The 24,345-nt window shown below is 46.2% G+C and carries 21 protein-coding genes; 13 read left to right on the plus strand and 8 right to left on the minus strand.

The genetic code is table 11. The annotated features are described in order from the left end of the window. The first annotated feature begins 4 nt into the window (after positions 1 to 4). The 9 genes from AAA942_RS11395 to AAA942_RS11435 all read left to right on the plus strand — a co-directional run bounded on the left by AAA942_RS11395 (position 5) and on the right by AAA942_RS11435 (position 7,864). Positions 5 to 1,306, plus strand: a complete 1,302-nt coding sequence (locus AAA942_RS11395; protein WP_338220398.1) for a tetratricopeptide repeat protein — start codon at positions 5 to 7, stop codon at positions 1,304 to 1,306. An 86-nt stretch (positions 1,307 to 1,392) separates the two neighbouring features. Further along, positions 1,393 to 1,941 carry an LPS export ABC transporter periplasmic protein LptC gene (gene lptC / locus AAA942_RS11400; RefSeq protein ID WP_338220399.1) on the plus strand — a complete coding sequence of 183 codons (549 nt, stop codon included), beginning with the start codon at positions 1,393 to 1,395 and terminating at the stop codon, positions 1,939 to 1,941. After that, on the plus strand, positions 1,938 to 2,147 hold the full coding sequence (locus AAA942_RS11405) for a hypothetical protein (RefSeq protein ID WP_338220400.1): 210 nt from the start codon (positions 1,938 to 1,940) through the stop codon (positions 2,145 to 2,147). Before lptC ends, AAA942_RS11405 begins: the two co-directional genes overlap by 4 nt. Positions 2,148 to 2,149: 2 nt before the next feature. Then, positions 2,150 to 3,433 carry a hemolysin family protein gene (locus tag AAA942_RS11410; RefSeq protein WP_338220401.1) on the plus strand — a complete coding sequence of 428 codons (1,284 nt, stop codon included), beginning with the start codon at positions 2,150 to 2,152 and terminating at the stop codon, positions 3,431 to 3,433. 85 nt (positions 3,434 to 3,518) lie between these two features. After that, the gene (locus tag AAA942_RS11415; RefSeq protein ID WP_338220402.1) at positions 3,519 to 5,627 is read left to right on the plus strand and encodes a peptidylprolyl isomerase; all 2,109 of its coding nucleotides are present in this window, start codon (positions 3,519 to 3,521) and stop codon (positions 5,625 to 5,627) included. A 76-nt stretch (positions 5,628 to 5,703) separates the two neighbouring features. Then, positions 5,704 to 5,973, plus strand: coding sequence for a DUF493 domain-containing protein (locus AAA942_RS11420; RefSeq protein ID WP_338220403.1), 270 nt, complete (start codon positions 5,704 to 5,706; stop codon positions 5,971 to 5,973). Between the two features lie 12 nt (positions 5,974 to 5,985). Next, complete coding sequence (locus tag AAA942_RS11425; protein ID WP_338220404.1) at positions 5,986 to 6,219, plus strand: 4a-hydroxytetrahydrobiopterin dehydratase; 234 nt, start codon at positions 5,986 to 5,988, stop codon at positions 6,217 to 6,219. Continuing rightward, positions 6,216 to 6,965, plus strand: a complete 750-nt coding sequence (rsmI, locus tag AAA942_RS11430) for a 16S rRNA (cytidine(1402)-2'-O)-methyltransferase (protein WP_338220405.1) — start codon at positions 6,216 to 6,218, stop codon at positions 6,963 to 6,965. The genes AAA942_RS11425 and rsmI overlap by 4 nt, the downstream gene beginning before the upstream one ends. An 89-nt stretch (positions 6,966 to 7,054) precedes the next feature. Next, positions 7,055 to 7,864: an inositol monophosphatase family protein gene (locus AAA942_RS11435; RefSeq protein ID WP_338220406.1), complete on the plus strand. Its 810-nt coding sequence runs from the start codon at positions 7,055 to 7,057 to the stop codon at positions 7,862 to 7,864. On the opposite strand, the gene AAA942_RS11440 is transcribed toward AAA942_RS11435, so the two are convergent. Further along, on the minus strand, positions 7,861 to 8,769 hold the full coding sequence (locus AAA942_RS11440; protein WP_338220407.1) for an AEC family transporter: 909 nt from the start codon (positions 8,767 to 8,769) through the stop codon (positions 7,861 to 7,863). The two genes, AAA942_RS11435 and AAA942_RS11440, sit on opposite strands and share 4 nt — an antisense overlap. A gap of 106 nt (positions 8,770 to 8,875) precedes the next feature. On the opposite strand from AAA942_RS11440, the gene AAA942_RS11445 reads away from it, so the two are divergent. Next, positions 8,876 to 9,103 (plus strand): hypothetical protein, encoded by a 228-nt coding sequence (locus tag AAA942_RS11445; RefSeq protein WP_338220408.1) that lies wholly within the window; start codon positions 8,876 to 8,878, stop codon positions 9,101 to 9,103. On the opposite strand, the gene AAA942_RS11450 is transcribed toward AAA942_RS11445, so the two are convergent. After that, positions 9,100 to 9,474 carry a UDP-glucuronosyltransferase gene (locus AAA942_RS11450; protein WP_338220409.1) on the minus strand — a complete coding sequence of 125 codons (375 nt, stop codon included), beginning with the start codon at positions 9,472 to 9,474 and terminating at the stop codon, positions 9,100 to 9,102. The two genes, AAA942_RS11445 and AAA942_RS11450, sit on opposite strands and share 4 nt — an antisense overlap. A 259-nt stretch (positions 9,475 to 9,733) precedes the next feature. Here AAA942_RS11450 and glyA point away from each other — a divergent pair, with 259 nt between their 5' ends. Genes glyA through rpiB form a run of 3 tightly spaced genes read left to right on the plus strand, consistent with a single transcriptional unit; the run spans position 9,734 to position 12,314 of the window. Further along, positions 9,734 to 11,002: a serine hydroxymethyltransferase gene (gene glyA, locus AAA942_RS11455; protein WP_338220410.1), complete on the plus strand. Its 1,269-nt coding sequence runs from the start codon at positions 9,734 to 9,736 to the stop codon at positions 11,000 to 11,002. Positions 11,003 to 11,017: 15 nt separating this feature from the next. After that, entirely contained in the window at positions 11,018 to 11,875 is an 858-nt protein-coding gene (gene tatC, locus AAA942_RS11460) for a twin-arginine translocase subunit TatC (protein ID WP_338220411.1), read from the plus strand. 4 nt (positions 11,876 to 11,879) lie between these two features. Beyond that, positions 11,880 to 12,314 carry a ribose 5-phosphate isomerase B gene (gene rpiB / locus AAA942_RS11465; RefSeq protein ID WP_338220412.1) on the plus strand — a complete coding sequence of 145 codons (435 nt, stop codon included), beginning with the start codon at positions 11,880 to 11,882 and terminating at the stop codon, positions 12,312 to 12,314. Between the two features lie 75 nt (positions 12,315 to 12,389). Here the strand turns inward: rpiB and AAA942_RS11470 are convergent, their stop codons facing one another. From AAA942_RS11470 to AAA942_RS11495, 6 genes are all read right to left on the minus strand, one after another. Then, positions 12,390 to 14,009, minus strand: coding sequence for a S8 family peptidase (locus AAA942_RS11470; protein WP_338220413.1), 1,620 nt, complete (start codon positions 14,007 to 14,009; stop codon positions 12,390 to 12,392). Positions 14,010 to 14,073: 64 nt separating this feature from the next. Further along, on the minus strand, positions 14,074 to 17,910 hold the full coding sequence (locus AAA942_RS11475) for an eCIS core domain-containing protein (protein ID WP_338220414.1): 3,837 nt from the start codon (positions 17,908 to 17,910) through the stop codon (positions 14,074 to 14,076). A 9-nt stretch (positions 17,911 to 17,919) separates the two neighbouring features. Next, positions 17,920 to 18,093: a hypothetical protein gene (locus AAA942_RS11480; protein ID WP_338220415.1), complete on the minus strand. Its 174-nt coding sequence runs from the start codon at positions 18,091 to 18,093 to the stop codon at positions 17,920 to 17,922. An 11-nt stretch (positions 18,094 to 18,104) separates the two neighbouring features. Then, entirely contained in the window at positions 18,105 to 19,442 is a 1,338-nt protein-coding gene (locus tag AAA942_RS11485; protein ID WP_338220416.1) for an ATP-binding protein, read from the minus strand. A gap of 4 nt (positions 19,443 to 19,446) precedes the next feature. Continuing rightward, positions 19,447 to 21,000, minus strand: a complete 1,554-nt coding sequence (locus AAA942_RS11490; protein ID WP_338220417.1) for a contractile injection system tape measure protein — start codon at positions 20,998 to 21,000, stop codon at positions 19,447 to 19,449. After that, positions 20,997 to 24,338 carry a carboxypeptidase-like regulatory domain-containing protein gene (locus AAA942_RS11495; RefSeq protein ID WP_338220418.1) on the minus strand — a complete coding sequence of 1,114 codons (3,342 nt, stop codon included), beginning with the start codon at positions 24,336 to 24,338 and terminating at the stop codon, positions 20,997 to 20,999. The genes AAA942_RS11490 and AAA942_RS11495 overlap by 4 nt, the downstream gene beginning before the upstream one ends. Positions 24,339 to 24,345 lie beyond the last annotated feature (7 nt).

Raw genomic sequence — 24,345 nt, forward strand, 5'->3', positions numbered from 1 at the left:
AGATATGAAACTTAAATCAACCTTTCTTGCCCTAGGAGCAGTGCTGTTGGCTGGCTATGTACAGGCTCAGGACGGCTGGAACTGGCCTGCTGATCCTGCTCAGGAGGCCAAGGCGCGTGAACTGAACGCTGCCTACACCGACTACATGAAATCTGATCAATTCATTGAGGCGACCAAGCCATTGAATTGGCTTTTGGTTAATGTGCCTAACCTTAATGAATCACTATACATCAACGGTGTCAATATCTATAAAGGAGCAGCCGACAAGACTGAAGATGCAGCACAAAAGCTGGTCTATCAGGACAGTGTAATGGCTATTTATGACAAAAGAGAAGAGCTTTTCGACAATGCCCCCAAGTGGATCGAAAACAAGGCGTATTTCGGCTATCAGTTCTTCAAAAATGATAAAGAAAGAGTAGGTGGTGTTATTGAGGATTTCGAAAGAGCAATAGAACTTAATGGTAATATCAATCACCAACTAGTTGCAGCATATTTCAACTTAATCTATTTAAATAATGCTTACAACAAAGCCTACACCGGAGAGCAGGTATTGGCTAAGTATGATATGGCGAGCGAATTGCTCAATAAGTCGGAGGCAGAAGGTAAGGATGTGACCAGCTCAAGAAGCTTGCTCGAGCAGGTATTGATCAACATGGAGCTGATCAACTGCGATTTTATTGAGAATACCATGGGTCCTAAGTTGGCTGCTGATCCTACCAACCTGGAAATTGCTGACCAGATTTTCAAATATTCTGTGCAGTACAAGTGTTTCTCTTCCAGCTCTTTCCTGGCTGCTTTGGAATTGAAAGACTCTACCAATCCAACATTCGCGACTTCTCAAGTAAGAGCGATGCGTTATATGGCAGCGGGTGACTTTGAAAAAGCTCAGCCTGTTTTGGAAAAGGCATTGACCCTAGCCGAGACAGACAAGCAAAAAGGAGAAATTCAGATGGAATTGGCTAAAGTGCACACTCAAGCTGGTAGAAAGTCTGCTGCAAGAACCGCTGCAAGAGACGCTGCGGCTTTGGATCCGGAGTTGAATGCTTCTGCTTACTCTTTGATCGGTGACTTGTACATGTCTTCATTCAATGACTGTCGTGGAGGTGAAAGCCGTGCGAAGGATTACTCTATCTTTATCGCTGCCCATGCGGCCTATCAGCGAGCAGGTAACTCTTCCGGAATGTCTCAAGCTAGATCCCGATTCCCATCCAAGGAGGAATTATTTACCGAAGGCCTACAGCCAGGAGGTTCCATCAGCACCGGATGCTGGGTAGGGGAGACAGTGACTTTGGCTACAAGAGATTAATCTTTATAAAAATCTGAAGGTAGGGCAGTCGAAAGGCTGCCCTTTTTCTTTTAATAAGGAATTCTAAGAAAACCTATCTTTGCCCTATGAATTCGAGTTTTCGCCTGTTTGGGATTGGAGTTTGTATCGTTTTTGGCTTGTTTTCCTGCGGTCAGGAAGTCAATCTAGATGCACTTCAAGTCTATGATGGCCCGATCAATGAAGCCAAGGATGTGCTTTTGATTCACAGTGATTCGGCCGTATTACGATCTGAAATTGAAGCTCCTCTGCAGCTGGAGTTTAAAAACGGAAATCTGGAATTTCCCCAAGGAATTGACATCAAGTTCTACACCGTGGAAGGTGTGCTGGAAACGACCATGCGTGCTGACAGGGGGTATTTTGACAAGCAATCCAATCTCTATCGAGGCGAAGGCAATGTGCAGATCCAGAATCTGATCAAGGACCAAAAGCTGCAGACTGAGGAGATCTTTTGGAATCAGGCGGAGAAAAAAATCTACACGGACAAATTTGTAACCATACAGGAGCGGCAGACCCTTTTCAACGGGACAGGCATGGAGGCTGACGACAGCTTTTCCAACTATCAGTTGAAACAAGTAAGGGACAGCCGTACCCTATTACCGGGAGAAGGAATATGAAACTTGGAGATGTATTGATTTTGTCTTTGGCACTGGCTCTGATTATCATCGGGATTCACCAGGCACTGACCGTGGGAATTACGGGGTCTTATGCTATTTTTATGATGGCTGTGGGGCTTTTGTTTTGGTTTCAGCTTAGAAAAAACAGCAATCCCGTAGATTCCAAGCCTGATTCCCGACTGGAAAAAAAGAAAAAGAAACGCTGAGTATGGAAATTTCCTATTTGATCTATGTATTGATTACCCTTCTTTTTTCGGCGTTTTTTTCCGGAATGGAGATGGCTTTCATCTCGTCCAATAAGCTGCAGATCGAGCTTCAGAGCAAGCAGGGAATATTTTCAGGACAAATCCTGGGCCGCTTTGTCAACAATCCCGGCCAATTTATCGGAACCACCTTGATAGGAAATACCATCATGCTAGTCCTGTATGGTATTTTTATGGCTTTTCTTCTCGAGCCTCCCATTCGCGCTTTACTTCCGCCTTTTTTTAACAACGAGGGTTCTGTGTTGATCATTCAGACTTTGCTTTCCACGTTGGTGGTTCTATTTACGGGGGAATTTCTTCCCAAAAGCCTTTTCATGCTGAATCCCAACAGCATGCTGCGCCTTTTTGCCATTCCATTTTGGGGGATTTACTTAGCCATGTATCCCTTGGTTTGGGCGATTGTACAGATGTCCCGATTTTTCATTACTAAAATCCTGAGGCTGGAATACAACGAGGAAAAGCCCGTTTTTACCGTTACCGACTTAAATTCCTTTATCAAGGAGCATTTTCGTCAGTCCCAAAGTGCTCCGGGAAAAGTGGAGATCGACACGAAGATTTTTGATAATGCGATCGATTTCAAAACTATTCGTATCCGTGAGTGCATGATTCCCCGGACAGATATCGTAGCTGTGGAGGTGGAAGACAGCATTCAGGACTTGAAAAAGGTGTTTGAAGAAAGCGGTCATTCCAAAGTGATCGTTTACCGGGAGACAATCGACGAGGTGATCGGCTATTGCCATCAGCTAGAGCTATTCAAAAAGCCCAAGACCATTGAGGAAATCCTGACTCCGATCATCATCACTCCGGAATCAGGCTTGGCCAACGAGTTGCTGATTCAGTTTATTCAGGAAAGAAAAAGCTTGGCCCTGGTTGTGGATGAATTTGGGGGCACAAGCGGGATCGTTTCCATGGAAGATATTATTGAGGAGATCTTCGGGGAAATCGATGATGAATACGATCAGGATGACTTGGTGGAGCAAAAGATCAACGAGCATGAGTTTTTGCTCAGTGCCCGGCATGAGATAGACTATCTGAATGAAAAATACGGATGGAAACTGCCTTATGGGGACTTTGAGACCCTTTCGGGATTGATTCTTTCTCTTACCGAAAACCTGCCCAACAAAGGAGAAAGTGTGACGATAGGCCGATATACCTTCACCGTCATGTCCAAACAAGCTCACCGAATAGATACGGTCAGGCTGAAAATCAGTGATTCTGACATTTTTTGAGTCTGGACTTTGTTGGGATGGGATTTTGAATTTCGAGGGTAATGCTATTATTTTGCGACACTTCTAAAAAGCGTAGTACAAAATAATGGCGTTAATTAAGCAAATAAGACAGCGGACAGGTCTCGCAATCGGTGTGATCGCCGGCGGGTTGATTTTATTTCTCCTGGGTGGAGATTTATTAAGTCCCAATTCTACCCTGCTCAGCAGCAATCAGAATATTGTCGGAGAAATAGCGGGTGAAGATATCACGCTTGAGGAATACTCTCAGAAAATCGAGGAGTTCAAATTCTCCTTTCAGCAAAGAACAGGGCGTGCCCCGGTAGAGGCTGAAATGGTTTCCGTGAGAGAGCAGGCTTGGCAGGCAATGATCGTGGAGCGGGTTTTCGACGAAGAATATGAAAAGCTAGGCTTGACTGTATCTGATGCAGAACTTGTGGATATGGTGCAGGGCAAAAACATCGTGCCTGAACTCCGTGCCCAGTTGGTGAACCCTCAGACCGGTCAATTCGACAAAAATCAGTTGATTTCCTTCCTTCAGTCTTTGGAGACTGCGGATCCTGCACAGCAAGCCTTTTGGGCACAACAAGAGCAGCTCTTCGCACAGTCAAGGAAGCGGGTGAAATACGACAATCTCCTTGCTACCTCTGAGTATGCAACTACAGCTGAAGCAAAAATGGAATACAAAGCAGCCAATTCCATTGCCGATGCCTCTATTCTTTACATTCCTTACTATGTGATTCCCGATGGCGAAGTGACCATCTCAGACAGCGAGCTTACTGCTTATCTGAACAAGAACAAGGAGAAGTTCCAGGTAGGGAACTCAGCGAATATTGAATATGTATCTTTCAGCATTCTGCCTAGCGGCCAGGATTCTGCTGAGGTGATTTCCAACATTACTCAGTTGACTGAAGAATTGAAAGCTTCTACAGAAGACTCTGCTTTCGTGAGCAGATTCTCTGAAGTGCAGTTCCCTTTCCAAACCTACAGACCCGGTGATCAGCTACCGGCTAGCCTGACCAGCAATGTAGGTGAAATTCAAAAAGGTGAAACTTACGGACCATTCATCACTGCCAATTCTACCTACGTGACCTACAAGGTGACTGACCAGTATTCCGGTACACCTAGAATGAGAGCTTCTCATATCCTATTCAGCACTGAGGGAATGGACGATGCCGGCAAAGCTTCCGTAAAAGATCAAGCTCAAAGTGTGTTGGAAGAGATCAAAGGCGGACTTGCCTTTGCTGTAGCCGCAAGACAATATGGTCAGGACGGAACAGCCCAAAACGGTGGTGATCTCGGTTGGTTTGCCAAAGAAGACTTCGTGGAGCCTTTTGCCAATGCAACCTATGCAGCTCGTGCTACTGGTCTTTTGCCAAGCCTGGTGGAGACTGAATATGGCTACCACATCATTGAAGTCACTGAAATGCCTCAGTCTGATTATACCAAACTTGCTGTTCTGGAACTTGAATTGGTCGCTTCTGATGCCACCAGAGATGAGGCTTACAGAAATGCGGATACGTTTGCTGCGCAAAGCGGAAACAGAAATCAGTTTACCGAAAATGCAACAGACAACAATTACAGAATCATCCAAGCTAACAACGTGGATGCCAACGCAAGAAACCTGAACAACCTGACCAATGCACGTTCAGTAATCATGTGGGCTTTTGGAGATGCATCTATTGGAGAGGTTTCCCCGGTATTTGAGTTGGACAATAGCTATGTGGTTGCATCATTGGTAGCAAAGAAAGAAGAAGGAGATGCCAAATTGGAGGATGTACGCGAGCAAGTGAAGCAGCAGGTGATGAATGAGAAAAAAGCAGCGATGATCAAGGAGAAGATTTCTGGCAAGGCCACTTTGGAAGAAATGAAAGCGGTCTTTGAAGATGCATCTTTGAATAACCTTCCTGATTTGAGATTGAGCACTTCTGTAATTCCTGGCGTAGGTTTTGCCCCTAAGGCAATCGGTGCTTTGTTCTCTCTGAAAGAATCAGGACAGATCACTCAGTCTGTACAGGAAGATATCGGAGTAGTAGTAGCCCGGATGAATACCTTGACTCTTGCCGGAGAAATCGGAGACTACACGGGTTATCAAACTCAGCTCACCCAAAACGCTTCCCAGCGAATGTCCTACCAAATCATGATGGCCCTGCAGGATTTGGCAGATGTAAAAGATTACCGCTACAAATTCTTTTAATTAGCTACAAAGGAACCCATGTTGAAAAACATGGGTTTTTTGTTTGATTTGTGAATCGTGTAGAAGTATTGATCTGATGAAAGAAAGAAAGTTTGACAAAGCCTCTTTTAAGGAAAAATTGGAGGCAGTGGGCCAATTTCCCATGTTGTATATGTTTAAGTTTATTGTGCCCTCAGGTAAAGAAGGGGAAGTAGGCGCTCTTTTCCCGACCCATGAAGTAAGCTTGAAGCCCAGCTCTGGGGGGAAGTACATCAGTACTACCGTACAGATGATGGTCGAAAGTGCCGACCGGGTCATCGAGATTTACGAGCAAGCTTCAGCTATTGAAGGCGTCATTTCACTATAAAAAAGAAGAATTATGTGGAGCGAAGAAAATAACCGATTGAAAAAGACATTCACCTTTGCTGATTTTCAGGAAGCTTTTGCCTTTATGACCCGTGTGGCATTTCTGGCAGAATCTCATCAGCACCATCCCAATTGGAGCAATGTCTACAACAAGGTGATCATAGAACTGACCACACACGATGCGGGCAATGTAGTCACAGAAAAAGACCATAAATTGGCTCAAGCCATCGATCAGCTCTCTTCATGAGTGATACTCCCTCAGTCAGCCTTTACCTAGTCCCTACCCCTATCGGGAATCTAAAGGACATTACCCTCAGGGCTTTGGAGGTTTTACGATCGGTGGATACCATCTTGGCAGAGGATACCCGCACTTCCGGCATTTTGCTCAAGCATCTAGAGATTTCTCGTCCTTTGCAGAGCTATCACATTTTCAATGAGCATAAGGCTGTTGAAAAATTGGTAGAGCGCATGCGAAAGGGAGAAGTATTTGCCTTGGTCAGCGATGCAGGAACTCCCGCCATTTCTGATCCGGGGTTTTTATTGGTCAGAGAAGTACTGGCCAATGAGCTTGAGGTACAGTGTCTGCCTGGGCCCACAGCCTTTGTTCCTGCTTTGGTAAACAGTGGACTGCCAAACGATCGTTTTGTCTTTGAGGGATTTCTTCCACATAAAAAAGGCCGAAAAACCCGCATTGACTCCTTGCTTCAGGAGACCCGCACCATGATATTCTATGAGTCTCCCCATCGCTTGATGAAGACTCTCGAGCAACTTGCGGAGGCTTTTGGTGAGGATCGTCAGGCCGCAGTATCTAGAGAGTTGACCAAGCTGCATGAGGAAAATGTAAGGGGAACCCTCTCTGAGCTCATTTCCTACTACGAAAGCCACCCTCTGAAAGGAGAATTGGTTCTTCTCGTCGCCGGAAAGCCGGAGAAGAAAGAAACCCGGGAGGAAAAGCAAGAGCGAAAGCAAGCTCGTTGGAAATCAGAAGATTGAAAAACTTGAGCGAAAATTAACGTTCAATCTTCAAACCTTTTCCTATTTTCGGGATTAGTCAAGTCAAAAACCAAATACACCCCCCCATCATGCTTACTAAAGAAACCCTTGCCCAACTTTTGGAGGAAACCCAACAGATTGCAAAAGAAGTGGGTTCCTTTATCCGAAAGGAAAGGCAGCATTTTGACGTCGATAAAGTAGAACATAAAGGCTTTAATGATCTCGTTTCCTACGTAGACAAGGAAGCCGAGCGAATGATCGTGGAGCGCTTGTCAGCGATACTTCCCGAAGCAGGCTTTATTACTGAAGAGGGAACGAATGTCACCCGAGGAGAAAAGTACAATTGGGTGATCGACCCCTTGGATGGGACAACCAATTTTATCCATGGTATCCCTGTCTTTTCAGTAAGTATTGCTCTCATGGAGGATAAGGAGGTAATCATGGGCGTGGTCTATGAGGTCAACCGACACGAATGCTTTTATGCGCTCAAAGGCTCCGGGGCATTTTGCAATGACACCCGAATTCATGTCAGCAAAGCCTCCAACTTGGCCGATTCTTTGATTTCCACTGGTTTTCCCTATTATAATTTTGAGCTGATTGACCGATATCTGAACTCCATGAAGTCTCTGATGCAGAAGACGCATGGGTTGAGAAGGCTAGGCTCGGCTGCCGTGGACCTTTGTTATGTAGCTACAGGTCGCACCGAGGGATTTTTTGAGTACAATCTCAACTCCTATGATGTGGCCGCAGGGGTAATCATCGTGCAGGAAGCAGGAGGAAAAGTGACTGATTTTGCAGGAGGCGAAGATTACATTTTTGGGAGAAATATTGTGGCCAGCAACGGGGCTATTCACGCTGAGTTTCTTGGTGTTTTGGATGAATTTTGGGGAAAAGGCTAACCCAAAACCAAATACCAAACAGCCAAAGTGATCGCTGAAATTGGCATTCCCAATCCGGAAAGAAGCGTGGCCAGCTTGGGTTGAAGTCCAAATTGGATGGCGATAATCGATCCTGTAATCATAGGAGCCATGCCGCTTTCCAACACAGTGACTTTGTACTCCAACGATTGGCTGTCCATCCAGTTGGCGTAGATCAAAGCGATCAGCGCCGGAGCCAAAATCAGCCGATAGCCCATGCCATACCAGAAAAACCGGGAAGTGATGGCCTGCATGTCGAGGGAAAACCTCAAGCCTATGACCAAAAGAGCCATAGGAGGCATCGTTTTTCCTATAAAATCTAAAAATAGGAGTAGAAACTCAGGAGTTGGGATTTCCAAAACGCTCATGGCTAAAGTTCCCACCAAAAATCCAAAAGGAGGGAATTTGATAATCCGAAGCGGTACTTTGGCTAGACTTTCATGATGATTGCCATACAGTGAGCCTACCAAAATGGAAATGGAAGAAACCAGCAAAAAGGAACCTCCCTGATCAATCAGCAAGGCGATGGGAAGGCCTTCTTTTCCATATAGCCCTTCAATCACCGGAAATCCTAAAAAAGAAGTATTGGCCAACCCTGCCACGATGATCAGACATCCGGTTACATTTCTACCCCAATTCAGCTTTTTGCCCAGAAAGCCAAAAATCCCCCAAGAAAGTAGGAAAGTAAACCAAGCTGCAGAAATCGGCAGGAGGAGATTCCAGGAAGGGTTGATTTTGGGAATGTACAATAAAGCCAAAGCGGGGAGTACGATGTAGATGAGGTAGGTCTGTACCCAATTCGCAGCTTTTTCGGCTGAAAAGCGTGGGACCTTTTGAAGAATCAGGCCCAAAAACAAACAGGCAAATGCTACTACTGCTCCAGTCATTGCCAAAGATTCTAAAAATTATTTTCGGTTAACATTAATTTAATTTGGTTTTGTTGTATCCCTTTGAAAATCAGCTTAGTTTTGTTTCGAAATAAGCTGTTTTTCTATGACTAAACTTATACCGATTTTTATCAATGGGCAAAAATGGATTCAACTTTCTCAGCTATCGAGGGATGAAATCCGAGCCTTGCGTGCTTGGTTGCCTATGGATTCTTTGAAGAAAATCATTTTTCAGGGAATCGAGCTGAGTGATTGTTTGGATTTTGATACCTACGAATATTGGTTTAGAACCAAAGAAGTATCTGAGCAAAAGCAGGCACTTTTGGACTTTTAATCCAATCCGAAGTTTTTTCTTTTTTCGGCGAAATACCGTTTCATTTCGGGATAGAAGATACTTTCTGCCTCCGGTATTCCATCCAAAACCAGCTGCATGCCGGATTCCTCTTGTTCGGGGTGTAGCTGCATTCCTTCCACTAAATAGACAGCATCATCAAAAGTCAAAGGCTCGAAGCTCGATGAAGGAATAAGCAGGTATTCACTTCCATAAAAATCCACTGCTTCGTAGGTGATTTTTCCTTGACCTTGATGAGCATAAATGCTGATTTGTTCTCCCCAAGTACTTTCAGGAAAGCTGATTCGGATCAAAAGTACGGAAGTGGTTTCCTCAGAAAAGTAAGTTTCAGGCTGGAACTTAAAGTCAAACATCCCCAAAAATACGAATTTGAGGAAGATACCCTGGCTATTTTGGCCAGATCTACGAATTTCGACACGTTCTTTTCTCAGGAAGAAAGGAAAAGATTTTGACTTGGATTTCCTTTTGAAATTCCCCTGATTTTTACCGGATTGAAGTCCCTGTCCACATTGGATAATAGGGACTTTCGGGCTATTTTTGGGACTTGTTAAAGAAAAGGCAGCAATAGAAAAATAATAGCGGCCAAATAATTTGCTTTCAACCCCCCCGATTATGAAAAGAGATTCGTTGGTTTTCAATCTGATTGAACAGGAAGAAAACAGACAAAAGAGAGGAATTGAGCTGATCGCCTCCGAAAATTTCACCTCCAAGCAGGTCATGGAAGCCGCAGGCAGTGTGTTGACCAATAAGTATGCAGAAGGACTTCCTGGCAAGCGATACTATGGCGGATGCGAAGTGGTGGACGAAATCGAACAGATTGCCATCGATCGGGCTAAGCAATTATTTGGTGCCACTTGGGCCAATGTACAGCCCCACTCCGGGGCTCAGGCTAATGCTGCCGTGTTTTTAGCTTGTCTGAAGGCAGGGGATCCGATTCTCGGTTTTGACTTGGCACATGGTGGACACCTCACTCATGGTTCTCCGGTCAATTTTTCCGGCAAATTGTATGAGCCGCATTTCTACGGAGTGGAGGAGAAGACAGGAATGATCGATTACGACAAGGTAGAAGAAAAGGCCCTTGCGGTAAAACCCAAAATGATCATCTGCGGGGCTTCGGCTTATTCCAGAGATTGGGATTATGAGCGTCTGAGAGAGATTGCAGATGAAGTGGGTGCCCTTCTTTTGGCAGATATTTCCCATCCATCCGGGCTGATTGCAAGAGGTTTGCTTAATGATCCGCTTGATCACTGTCATATCGTCACCACCACTACCCACAAGACGCTGAGAGGTCCACGGGGAGGTTTGATTCTGATGAGAGAGGACTTTGACAACCCTTGGGGATTGACCACTCCAAAAGGTGAAATCAGAAAGATGTCTTCTCTACTGGACATGGGCGTCTTCCCGGGGACTCAAGGTGGGCCTTTGGAGCACATCATTGCAGCAAAAGCGGTGGCTTTCGAAGAGGCGCTTTCCGATGAGTACATGCACTATGTCCTTCAAGTAAAGAAAAATGCATCCGTCATGGCCGATGAGTTCGTATCTAGAGGCTATCAAATCATCTCCGGAGGAACGGACAATCACCTAATGCTGATCGACCTGAGAAACAAGAACCTGACCGGCAAACTCGCCGAGGAGACCTTGGGCAAAGTGGACATTACTATCAATAAAAATATGGTGCCCTTTGATACCAAATCACCATTTGTGACTTCAGGGATGCGAGTGGGAACTGCTGCAGTGACTACCCGAGGTCTGAAGGAACAAGACATGATCAAGATCGTGGATTTGATCGACAGAGCTTTGCAGCATCATGCGGATGAAGCAGCCTTAGCCAAAATCAAATCCGAAGTCAACGACTGGATGGTTCAGTTTCCCCTGTATTAATTATTCTCCCCCAAAGTGGCATTAGATCAATATCAAGAGGAAGAAGAAGGAATGTCGTTTTTGGACCATTTGGAGGCCTTGCGTTGGCATCTCCTTCGGTCTGTGGCGGCTATTCTGATCTTTACTGTTTTGGCTTTTTTGGCCAAAAGCATCGTTTTTGGGCAGATTATTTTGGGTCCGTCCAAAATCGATTTCTTCACTTACCGCTTTCTCTGTCAGATTGGAAATTCCTTGGGAATTACCGCGCTTTGTATCGATGAACTTCCTTTTACGATTCAAAGCCGTCAGATGACTGGGCAGTTTTCCATGCACATGACGTCCAGTTTTGTGGTGGGATTTATTGCCGCATTTCCCTACGTTTTCTGGGAAGTATGGAGATTTATCAGTCCAGGACTGTATGATCAGGAAAAGAATGCAGCTAGGGGAGCAGTATTCTTCGTCAGCCTTCTCTTTTTGCTTGGCGCGGCCTTTGGCTATTATGTCCTTTCTCCGCTTTCGATCAACTTCCTCTCCAACTATCAGCTGGATCCGAGCATCACCAATGAGTTTGACATTACATCCTATGTCACTACTTTGACTATGCTGGTATTGGCTTCTGCCATAATGTTCCAGTTGCCCGTAGTGGTTTATTTCCTTTCCATGTCGGGATTGGTTACTTCCAAGATGCTCAAAGCCTATCGGAGGCATTCCATTGTCGTGATTTTGGTGGTGTCGGCCATCATTACTCCTCCGGATGTAATCAGTCAGCTGCTGATTGCCATGCCGATTTTGGTGCTGTATGAAATCGGAATCAGCATAGCCAAGAGACTGGAGAAGAAAAGAGCCCTGAAAGAGGCAGAATATCAAAGAAACCGAGGATCTGAAGACGAATAAAAAGATGAAAAAGATAGCTATTGGCGGAGATCACGCCGGATATGAATACAAGGGTAAGTTGGTAGAGAAGCTGGAGGCCTTAGGTTACGAAGTCAAGGATTTTGGTCCTTTTTCTTCTGCATCTGTTGACTACCCGGATTATGTCCATCCGCTTTGCACGGCTATCGAAAACGGAGAGTTTGACCAAGGAATAGTCATCTGTGGAAGTGGAAATGGAGTGGCGATTACCGCCAATAAGCATCAAGGCATCCGTGCAGCCCTTTGCTGGAATGAAGACCTAGCCGCTTTGGCCCGACAGCACAATAATGCCAATGTATTGGCTATTCCGGCAAGATTCATTTCTTATGAATTGGCTGAAAAACTGGCGGAGATATTCTTATCCACTGATTTTGAAGGAGGAAGACACCAAAATCGGGTCAATAAAATTGCCTGTACCTGATCCTAAAAGTTACCTTTAAAAAAGCCCCCGTTTTTCAAAACTGAACAACAAGGGCTTTTTGCTTTTTATCTCAACTCATTTGCTAAGCTCAGCTGCTCTAATCAGTGCATTATAGAGATTGGCAATTTTTCCGGTTTTGGAGATTTCAGCCAGCTTTTTCTCGTCTCCATCTGCCCCACCAACTGTCACAGGGATGTCGAGATTCAAGCCCGATTCTAAAATAACCTGCTTGACCTGTGCCGCGGTAAGGTTCGGGAAATAGGATCGAATAAGTGCGGCTATACCTGCTACAGCAGGAGCGGCCATGGAAGTACCGCCTTGATATTCATATTCGTCATTGGGCATGGTGGAGTAAATGGCTGCTCCTGGAGCAAAAATATCCACATTGACTTTTCCGTAGTTGGAGAAAGAAGCAACCATATCCGAATCAAAAGAAGAGGTCAAGGCACCCACAGAAAGGTAGTTTTCAACGATCTCCGGACTGTTTTTCATTTGATGGTCATTTGGATAGTTGGGATTGGAAGGGTTATCCAAATCATTTCCATCATTTCCGGCTGCATGGACGAAGAGCACATCTTTCTCTGCTGCATATTTCAATGCATCATATACCCATTCCGAATTGGGTGAAAAGGATTTTCCAAAGCTGGCATTGATCACTTTTGCCCCATTGTCTGCAGCATATCGTATGGCTCGCGCAATGTCCTTATCGTATTCATCTCCATCGGGTACAGCACGGATAGCCATGATTTGGACATTTTTGGCTACTCCGTCTACGCCAAGCTTGTTGCCGCGCTGGGCAGCGATGATTCCGGCCACATGCGTTCCGTGGCTTTCCTTGTCGTCACGGATGTTTGGATTTCCATTGCCATAGTCGATGTCATTTACATCATAGGGATTGTCACCGACCGTCGTTCTACCGTCAAAATCCACATTTAGATTGTAGTCCAATTGGGCAGAATAGTATTCGATACCTTCATTCAGATTGCTCAGGACAGCAGGTATATCCTCTCCCATACCAAAAACTTGCTTCAGAACGCCCACTTGCTGCTCTTCTTGAGGACTTTTCGGTTCGAAGGATTCTAAGTCTGCCAGGGAATAGTTTTCTTTTCCCAAGCCTTTCACCATATTTTGATGGGCCATGCTGACAAACTGCTCAATTTGCTTCAATTGAGGCAGGGTACCTTTGGCTTCAGGAAGTCTTTTTTCCAATTCAGCTTTCGCTTCCTTTTGGAGGGCTTCATCTCCGATTTTTAGCCGAAGGATTCTTGCAAATTCCAGTTGCTCGTGATAGGACTCACCCAAAAAATTAAATCCATGGATGTCGTCAATGTAGCCGTTTCCGTCGTTGTCGATCCCATCTCCGGCTTTTTCTCCCGGATTGGTCCAGAGGACATTTTTGATATCCTCGTGATCCAGATCTATTCCTGAGTCAATGACAGCCACTACCACAGTTTGGCCTTTTTTCTTTTTGAGAAGCTCTGAATAGGCGCGGTCCACACTCATTCCGGGAACGGTATCCCTAACCAAATCCAAGTGTCCCCAACGTTGGGATTCCACTTCGGATAGTTCGGTGATTCTTGGAGAAGTATTTTGGGTGGAAATCGGAGGAGCAGAAAGAAAAGAGGAGCTGCTGCAACCCATGACCAACAAGCCTGCACTTAGGCCTGTCAGCAGTTTTATGGAAGATTTAATCATGGACTAAAGGTAACGATATTGCAGAAAAAGGAAGGGATAAATCGGTGTTAAAAGATTTGAAAAATTAAGTTTCGTAAGCATCCCGATCGATATCGTTGAGTATAGTTGTTCCCTTTGGAATCAAAGGAGAAGTTTCTTCTTTTCCAGTTTTGGAATAAACAGCTGGAGTAATGATCTCAGCTTCACAAACCAGTTTGGTAGGAACCTGTGCTTCTGCAACTTTTATTTTATCCTCCGTCGAGGAAGAAGAGGTTATTTTAATCTTGGGTTTCTTTCGTTTATAAATTACCTCCACGAAATAATTGACCAAAGCTCCTGCAGCAGTTGCCTTTTTCACTCTTTTTTCCGCGATGCGCTCATGGTCTCCATTCGCCCTTCGGTTTAGTGGAGTCAGATTTTCCCATTCCTTTCCAGTCCCTCCCAATTTCTCGTTGAGAAGATGACCTTTTACATAATAGGAACCACTGCCCCTTTTTCTTTGATTGATGGTTTGGTAATTGGTCCCTTCACTGACAGAAGGCGAGGAACCCAGCCCTGCATTGGGAGTACCCAATTTTTCCACTTTCATCCAAGTGCCGTATTCTCCTTTCAGGGTTCCGAATTTTGGGGTTACGACGGTGGCTGAAGAAGCATCAAAGATGGTTTTCAAGGTCAAAGTCAACTCATCCATCAGCTTTCCTATGGCTTTTGCTTTTGCCCTTTCTTCGTCTTTGATCGCATTTTCGTCTGTCGCCGTAATCGGTTTATTGTACTCTGCCTCAATTTTGGCCACGACCCCTTCTGCCTTAGCTTTTGTGGCTGCATCGATCTGAAGATTATCAAGCCAGTCCCGAAGTGGGCTTGCCGGGTCTGGATTAAGCATAAGTTGGGGCTTCCCGTCTTTTTCTTTAAAGAAAAGCCGATGCTTGGATTTGTCCTTGGCTTCAAAACGTTTTTCCAGACCCAAGACCTGTTTGACCCAACCTAATGCGGAACTAGCAGCTTTTTTACCCAGATTTAAAAGAGCTCCGCCAGCCGCCAAAGCCTTATCAATCAACCAGTCGATGGCTCCGTTGATTTTTTCCCGCAGGGCTCCTATCATCTCAGCGATTTTGGTTCCCAAACCTCTTAATCCCACCTGATTGGCCAGGAAGCCAATTGCCACCGGAATAGCTCTTGCCAAGGCTGATTCCAAGAAATTGGCAGCTACTGCAATGGACCCCTTGGCGATATTGGCCACCCCAGCCACGAAAGAATTGACGATTTCCAGCATCTCCCGGAGCTTTTCGATGAAGCTCTGAACAGCTCGGTAAAAAGCGATAAAGCTGTTGATCACGGCCATGATGCCCGTGGGATCCAGCATGGCCAGAAGCTTTCCGACCACCTGCTCCACAATCCGGGTCATGATCCAGCCCTGAATTTGTTCCAAGACCAAATTCCAAAGATTGCTCAGCTGCTCCTGCACATACTCCCAAATAGCGATCGGTCCCCGCTCCCAGACATCCTTGATAAAGGTCCAGATGCCGGAAAGCTGATCTATGGCTCCGCGGATTTGTGCTACCCGCTCTTCCCCGATTTTTAGTGCCAGCCTTTCCCATACATTATCGATGGTCAAGCCGAGTGTATCCAAAACAAAGCCCAAAATGGACTGGAAGCTCAGGTCTGCGGGAGGAGTAATTCCTGCAGAGGCCAATTCCCCAAAAAGCCAATCTCTCAATCCTCCCAAAAGATGGGTGACGATATTGTTGAAAAACTGCACAAAGCCCTGTTTGACAGCTGCAAGTAGATTTTTGAGAAAGCCAATCGGATCCCTTTTGATGTCTTCAAAAGCACTTTGGGCATTGGCGATGATCTGCTGAACCGTTTCTATCGGGAAGTTCATCACCACCAAAAGGACCTCTACTACGATCTGTACAATGGTGACTACAAAGGAAATCAGGCGTTGGATTGGAGCTGCCAAAGTTTGAACAATGCGCACAAACGCATCCAAAGGATGGAAGACATCCTGAATAGTAAAGCTATTCCAGAGCGTAAGGAAAAGCCCGGTGATGTATTCCCAGCTGAAGTTCAGGCTGGCTACAGCAGCATCCACCTTGGCCGTCATTCGGGCAATGGCTCCGGTTTGTTGCATCTGCTGAAACTGTTCCTCTCCACCGGGCAACAGGCCCATAAAGCCCCGGATTAGATTCTCGGTAGATCTTGGGACCTCCTCTCCGGTAAAGGGATCTTTGCCCAATATCACTGTGACCAAATGATATCCCTGTTGCTCTCGGGCATAGGCTGACAATTGGGCCAGAAGGGCGTTTTTGATAAACTCAAGAACCTTCAGGGCCACATTGGCAGCAAAGGTGAATACTCTAGTGGTGAAAGGCTCAAAAATAGCGATGGTCCTTCGGAAGGCGGCCAGAGGGTCTCTTAGATCCTCCAAAGAAAAAGCATTCCAAGCCTGGTCAAACAGGTTTTTGATTTCCTCAAAGCTGAAATTTAAAGCGGCCAGTTCAGCGTCAATCCAATCTGCGGTTTCCTGAAGGGTTCCTTCCGCTTTCATCCGCTCCAGTTCCTGCTCTTTTCCGATCAGAAGGAGAAATGCTTCAATTTTCTCCGCCGTCGTGGAGGAAACTTCCTGTCCAGTGAGGGGGTCTTTGCCCAAAAGCTTGACCAATAAAGGATAACCGGGGAAGGCATCCGCGAGTGCTTTGAGACCGGCCATTAGGGCTTCTTTGACAAGCTCAAAAATCTTGTCCTTCACCCTGCCGGCAAAGGTGACCACGTCCCTATAGAGCTGACCAAAGGTCCTGTCCAAGACGGCCATGTTTTCATCCCAACCTGAGAAAAGACTGGCCTCATCCCAAGCCTGCTCCAGAGTCCGTTCCAGTCGTGCAGTAGTGAGATTGAGGGCTTGCATTTCCGCTTCTACCCAAGCCATGGCGGATTGAGTGATTCCCAACTCCACCAGCTTATTGAAAAGTAAGGTGCCAAAGACAGGAATCAGGCCTAGAAGACCCCCAAGCAGGTTGGTTGCATTTCTTTCTACATTTCTTCCTGCTAAAGGATCGTAGCCGATAATCACGCAAAGCAGGGTATACCCCGGGATATAGCTGGCAAATCGGGAAAGCCCTTCCCTCACTGCATAGGGTAGTCGCTGCACTTGGGGTTTGGTGGAGCTGACTTCAGGTTTCGGGCTTCTTTGTACTGCCGCTCCCTGTTGCACGGTGTGGGTAAGCTCATGCGCCAAAAGGTGCTTGCCTTTTGGTGTATCCGGCTGGTATTTTCCTTCATTGAAAAAGATATCTCCTCCATGTGTAAAGGCCTGTGCCCCCAAGGCTTCACTCATTTGAGCCGCTTTAGGACCTGTGTGGATTTTCACTCCGGAAAAATCTGCTCCGATTTTTGCCCCCATTTCCTTCCGGACCCCGGAAGGGAGAGGACTTCCGCCTGTCGTAGTTTGGATTTGAGCGCCCAATGAAGGAGATACTTCCCGTGGGCCAGCATCTATCTCCTTTAATTGTACCTCCTCTTCCTCTTCGGCCTGCATTTGCACCTCCTCCTCTTCTTCGGATTGAAGAGCAATTCTCGATATTCCTTCAACAATGGGAGACATTTGGATTTCCTCTTCTTCCTCAGTCTGCATTTGGACTTCCTCCTCCTCTTCGGGTTGGAGAGAGATCCTCGAAATTCCTTGGAAAAGGGGGCGCATCTGGATATCTTCCTCTTCCTCTTGCTGGCGCTGGATTTCTGAAGAATACGAAGCCATCAAAGGAGGTGAATCGGCTGTGGGCATCATCATCACCCGGTCAGCGACTGATTCCGCTTCCTTTTCAAACTTGTCGTTAGGTTTACCGACTTTCAGGGCAGGCTGAATCCGGGCTCCTACGTGTAGAGCCGGAGAAGGAGGAAAGAGTTTTTCAGCTACTGCGCCCATATTTCTTGTTTAAAGCGGATTCATCAGCTTTCCGGGCTCGGAAGTCTTCATCTCCGATTTTTCTTTATCCACTGGAGTCATCACTTCTTTTTCCTTTTTGGATAGAATTTCTTCTTTTTCCTCTATCACCTGAGGAATCATTTCCTCCTCAGGCTCAGGCTTTTTTCGGACCTTTTTTCTCATACACAATGGATTTAGATGGTTCTACCCGCTTTTTGATATTCCCTTCGGATCCCTTCCCGGAGATCCTCCAGCCGAACGATCCTTTCTTTGGTTTCCAGTGCCATCAAAAGACTGTGCCTGACTGCATTCAGGATGCTTCCTCCCGTGAGGTCATACTTTTTGGCGATTTCATATAGGTCAATTTCTGGGTCCAAGGTCGCTTTTCTAGGGAAGGCCTTTTTCCACAGCTCTTGACGCTGCTCAAATCCCGGAACGGGGAAGTAGATCACGGACTGGAATCTGCGCATAAAAGCTTCGTCCAGATTGGTCTTGAGATTGGTAGCCAAAATGACCAAGCCGGCAAAGTCCTCAATCCGCTGAAGCAAATAGGAGACTTCCTGATTGGCATAGCGATCATGGGAGTCATTTACGGCGGTTCGTTTGCCGAACAGGGCATCTGCTTCGTCGAAAAATAGAATCCAGTCTTTGCGCTCTGCTCTCTCAAATACCCGGGCCAGATTTTTCTCTGTCTCTCCGATGTACTTGGAGATCATCAGAGAAAGGTCGATTCGATAGACATCCAAACCCATCTTTTTGCCCAAAAGAGCTGCGGTCAATGTCTTTCCCGTGCCGGGAGGGCCATGAAATAGCGCCTTGAATCCCGGTTTGAGGATTCGGTTCATTTCCCATTCCTCCAAGAGATAATCCCTGTGTTTTAGCCAGCTTTCGAGTTCCTTGAGCTGTAGGAGGATGTCCTCTTCCAATACCAAATCCTCCCAATCCATGGAGGTTTTCAGTTGCTGGGCTGGAAAATCGGGACCAAAAGTCGGCTTTTGTGGCTTTCCAGTGGTGATCAGCTCGAGAATCTCGGGGGAAAGGGTAAGGACTCCATTGAGGAAGGACTCTTCAGGGTCTGTACCGGAGATTCGGATAATCCCTTCTCTAAACAGCACACCCTGAGGATCAAAAAGGCTTTGGTAAAAGAAGCGCTTTTCCAGATTTTTCCCTGAAAGTATAAACAGGACCATTTCTCCGGTGGGCAAAATGCCGTGTCCCGTTTTTCCTTTCCTGACTCCAAATTCCGTGTAGATCTGCTGGGTGTGTTGATTTCTGGCGGTAAACATATCCAAGAGCTGTGGCCGGATGTGCGGCACTGCTGCCAAAATGATCAAAAACCGCTCGGCTCGACCCAATTCGTAATTCTGGATCAGAGTGGAATAATCGGACTCAATTCTGCTCAGGTCAGGGGCAGGCAAGTCCAAAAGATCTTCTGGCCCCGATTCCGGGCGGGAATTGATAGCGGAGCGGGTCTTCAGGATCTCATGAAGCCAGTCCAGCTCTAGCTGTATAGCTTTTGCGTTTTGTTTCATAAGCTTACCATTGAGTGAAAAGGGTTTGGCTCATCCAAGGAAGCTTGATGATGCTGATTGTCCATGGCAGGCGGTCTACAAGCAGGTCAATGGAATTGCGCTCTACCTGCAGTTGAAATCCTTGATCCACTTCCCGGACCATTCCTGTGCGAAAGAAAAATCCCTGAGCCATGCTTTTTCCTGAGGTGCTTTTCAGCACGGTCCAGTTTTTGGCCATGGAGTCCAGCAGGTTGAGGATTTCTTCCTGTTCCATTTTAGTAAGGTTCAACTCCAGAGGGATGGGCTGATCCAAAGGGACACCGCAAAGAATTTTATTCAAAACCAGATCTCCTTCTTCCAACCCTGTAGTGCTTCCGAGTAGGGCTTGGGTGAGCAATACCGCCCGATGCTGATGGTCCTCTTGGGTAAATTTCCGGTTTTTGGTCAGCCCCAACCCTTCGAATAAGAAAGGGAAATAAGGCGCGGCCAAAACCAATCCGGCATTGCGGATCTGATAATTTTCCTCCAATGTCGGGCTTGAGTGCGCAAGACGTATTTTTTCCTCAGGGCTTGATATTCTGTCTTTTCCCGTGAGTAGGCTTTGTTTGCTTGATTTCGGGTTTTCCTGTTTTTCAATCGCTTTGAAAAACTTGGCTTTGGCTTGTATTATGTCCTGATTTTCCGGAGCATCTGTCCTCTCTTTTTTCCCAACAAAGACTTCCCTGGCCAAAGCCCAAATCCTTTCTCCTGACTTGGTCCAAGACCTTCTCACCTCAGGAATCTTGACAAAAAGCAAAAGGAAATCGGCCAAGGCCGTAGGGGAATTTGGAACTTCTGGCTTGGGAGAAAATACTTGCTCATCCAGCCACTTTCCCCAGAGACCTGATTCAGTCCGAGGCACAAAGGCCTGCTCAATGGCTTTTTGGAAAAAAGTATGAACTAGCAGATTTTTTCTAAGCAAGGAGATCTTTTCAGATTCTCGAAGAAACCTGAGGATCCGAATCAATCGCTTTTCTGATTCAGGGAAAAGGAAAGAAAGCAGGTCTTGGGAGGCTTTTGGTCCCAGATGGTAATGCAATCGCAAGCTTTGCTTGAGGTCCAAAGGCTTGGATAAGAGCCATTTTTGGAGTGGAATTGGGCTATCTTTTTGGATTTGAAAAATAAGGGTGCCTATGCTTTTCCGCTCGGAAAGGCTCACCCACCAAGGATATTGACCTGTTTGGATTAGGTGGATCAGTTGATCAAAGTCTCCGACTGGGAGAAGCTTTTTTCCACCCAATCCGGTAGAGGATGGGCTATCTTTTGGGCTAAGGCCTATTTTTTCGATTAGCTGATTCCTTATCAGTTGTTTCAGTCGGTCTTGTGGCGGATTTCTACTGATAATCCCTAAATCCAATTCCAGCCTTTCCAATCGGATGGATCTATGCCCGGGGATCAGTTCATCAAAAACCTCCTCCAAGACAGGTAAAATGAATGATTGAAATCGCTCACCCCATTGAGGCAAATCTTTCCTGGCCTGCTCTTCATCGGAGTAGGTCAGTTCGAGAGTTTGCCGGTGGATGAGGTGCCTATTGCTCATCTGCGGATAATTTTGTTGATCATCGAGGTTTTGTTATCCGAAGAAGCGATGCTGATATCCTTGAGCTCAGCAATGGATTTGAGGGAGTCATTTTTCAGTGTAGGCAGCTCTTCTTCTTTGATCAAGAAAGTCGGATTATCGGCCAGGATAACTTCGATCATTTTGTCTTTGGACATTTCATCAATGACTGTTAGGTTTCGGCTTACTGCCAAATCACGGATTACCGAAGGGGGCAAGGTATTAAAGTCGACTGCCACTCCACTGGCCTCTACCCGCTCAAATCGGGTGAGGGGAATATTCACATTTTCTTGGGAGCAGATGAATTCCTCCATGGTCAAGTATCCCTCAGCTTGGACAAGAATCGTCTGTCCAGGAGAAGGAAGGGAAAGTTCGAAGGTTCCCTTATCGGAGGTATTTATACCGATCTGGGTGTTTTTGACTGAGACGAATGCACCCCGAATGGCTTCGCCGGTTCTCAGATCGGTGACAGTTCCTTTGATCTGGGTGGTTTTGCATTCATTTTCCTGTGGGCCACAGTTTTTGGCTTGATAGTCTAAGAGTCTTTGATTCAGGATTTGAGAATCATCTTCCATCGCAGGGAGTCCCAGACAGCTTAGAAGCTTTTGTTTAGACTCGACTCCTTCGAGTACCCCTTGGGTCATTTCTATAAGGGTAAACCCTTTGGTCTCCCGAAGGCTGGCAAGCAGAGCTTGAATGGCCTGCTCTTCGTTCAGATTATCTAGGAATATTTGTCTTCCTCTAAGCGCTTCAGCAATATATTTTTCATCTCTACCCCAGCAGGCCAATATTTCCGCACTATAGCACCCGCTGGCTTCTCCACGAATCTGGACAGTGACTCTTCCCCGGTCGGATTTTTTACTTTCCTTGTCCAGAAGCATGTATTCAAAATGATCAAAACCCGTGAAGTTTTCGGGTGGGGTGTAGACAAAAGCAATATCAGATTTGGCCTGCTCTACTTGCCCACCATTTTTGGTGACAGGATCAAGCAAGGTAGCCGTAAAGGCTCGATCTTGGGGCAAATCATTGAGAGTGACCTCTATCAGGATTTTTCGGTTGACTAGAGTTATGGCATAATCCGGTCTGGCAAATGGAGGCAATAGTCCCCAGTCAAAATCCGCACAGGCGTCCATGCAGGCGCAGTCGCAGGATTTACCTTTCAGGCTAAAGTCTCCGATCACCCGGTCAGATTTGCTGTGGTAGAGCAAGAAAAATGTACCTCCCCGATAGGCGCCTGCCTCATGAGTCAGACCGGGGTTAGCTTTGAGGAAATGAGCAAATTGATTCGAATTGGCCATGAATTTCACCCGATGCAGGTAGCTCAGGTACAGTCTTTTGAGTTTGGTGAAAAACACCAAATCCAACAGCCGATAGAATACCGGAGATGCCCGTTGGAGGATACCATTGTAAAGCGTCAGCAGGGCATCGGGACTGTTGGGGGGGAGTTTAAGTCTGTCTATTAGTTTATTTTGGACCAGAAGGAAATCCAGCAAACCCTGAAGCATGCGCTTGTAAGCAGCCTGAAATGCGGGCCAATCCAAATCGGCAAGGCAGGTGGGCAGCAGTTCCAGCCATTCATCGAGCCACTCTATGGGCTTCATCTCATCTACATTCACTTTGGCCCGGCTCAGATTCTCCTGAAAAGCTTCTTTTCTCACCCGCTGTACAAAATCCGCAATTTCCTTTAAGTCAAGCAGGGTGCCTTGCAGAATCAGCCGATGATGAATATATTCTTCCTGCAAATCATGCCAATGGCAACGATTATCTGTGGCTAGTTCAGCCTTGTCAATATGCAGGGCTTCTACTCCGATATCCAAATTAAACTCACGGATAAGTTTGGCGATGGCCTTCTTTGCGTCCTCAATGGGCTTATCCAAATGTCCCTCAATTCGCAAAAAGGGGTAGGTTTCCAAATCATAGGCTAAAGGGCTTTCGATAAAGCTTCCATCCTTTTTCGGAGTGTCCGGTTGATTGTCATATCCTAAGATTTCAGCCCTTTTTGAAGAGCTCAGGTTTCTTTCTTGAGGATCTGGCCAAGACTGCTCCAGGCTAAACCAGCTTCCGGATTTTCCTTTGGATTTGATCGCATAATAGTAGGGAAGACTTCGCTCGCCCAGTTTTCCGTATTTTTCTCGGCTTGGTGTGATTTTGACCGGAAACTTCTCCGGTTGACTTTTGAGAAGGAGTTGCAACTCGAAAGTTTCGATCATCAGGACCAGTCGGCGATAGCGCTGAACAGTGGTTTCCTTCAGAATTCGCTGATCATTGAAAATGGGAGGCTGAATCCAACCATGCCGAAATCGATAAAACTCCTCGGCAGTTTCATTTACCTGGATAGCCTTTCCTAGCATCAGATGGAGTGGGAAAAAAGAGGGGTCTGTGGGACAGGAGTACCAAAGAGATTCCCCAGCCTGAATGAATTCCTCCCAAGCCAGGCACAGCTCTTTGAAGAAATCATAGAGGTATTGAATGCCTGAGATTTCCTTGGGGTCAGCCTGAAGGGCTTTCATCAAAGCTTGGATTTTATCCTGGATTTCTCCTCCGGAAAAGGGGTTTTTGAAGCCGAAGCTTTTCTCAAGGATAGGCTCGTAGACTTTGTATCCCTTGGCAATGGCTTCCCAAAAATCCTTGTTGATTACCTTCTTGATGGTCTCTTGGTAGTGCTTGATGAAAGCTCCTGGCTCAAGGGATTCGTCCCCATCTGGACGGAATCGGGGCTTGGGAAAGGGAAAAAGAGATAGTCCCGGATCAAGGGATAGGTCATGCTCCACGTTTTGGGAGTATTTCAGGATTTTAATCAAATCTGTCTGAGATACCACCAGCCTGCGAAGGGTAAAGATTCGGTCTATTCCTTTATCATCACAGGCATTTCCCAGGCAGGATTTGAGGTTCCTATCAAATATTTCCAAGAATAACAGGACAAACTTGTTGTTTAGGAAGTTTGCCGGAGAATTCAGTTTTTTTACCGAAGGATCATCGGCAGGCTGTTCGCTGAGCAACTCGAAGAGCTCAACCTTTTCTTCGGTGAGGGGCTTGTAACTGACTCCTTCGGGTAGGGAATAAGGACGATAGTGGGTAGCGTCAAATTGTTTACCAATCTGGATCAAAAATCCCTCAGAAGTTACCCCAAGCCCTTTGGATATACTCAGTCCATTGGAAAGGGGACGGACTTTCAATCCACAGGCTATGCCCATACCGATGAATTTGGATCGGGTGAGCCTGTTTTGTTGGTCTAGGTAGGCTCCCAGCTGATTCAACTGGTCGCTGGTGAGGACTTGGCTTCCTTCAAAAATGGGATAGTTGTTGATGAGCTGACTCATGATCGTG

The organism is Algoriphagus sp. oki45, from assembly GCF_036245605.1.
Classification (GTDB): domain Bacteria; phylum Bacteroidota; class Bacteroidia; order Cytophagales; family Cyclobacteriaceae; genus Algoriphagus.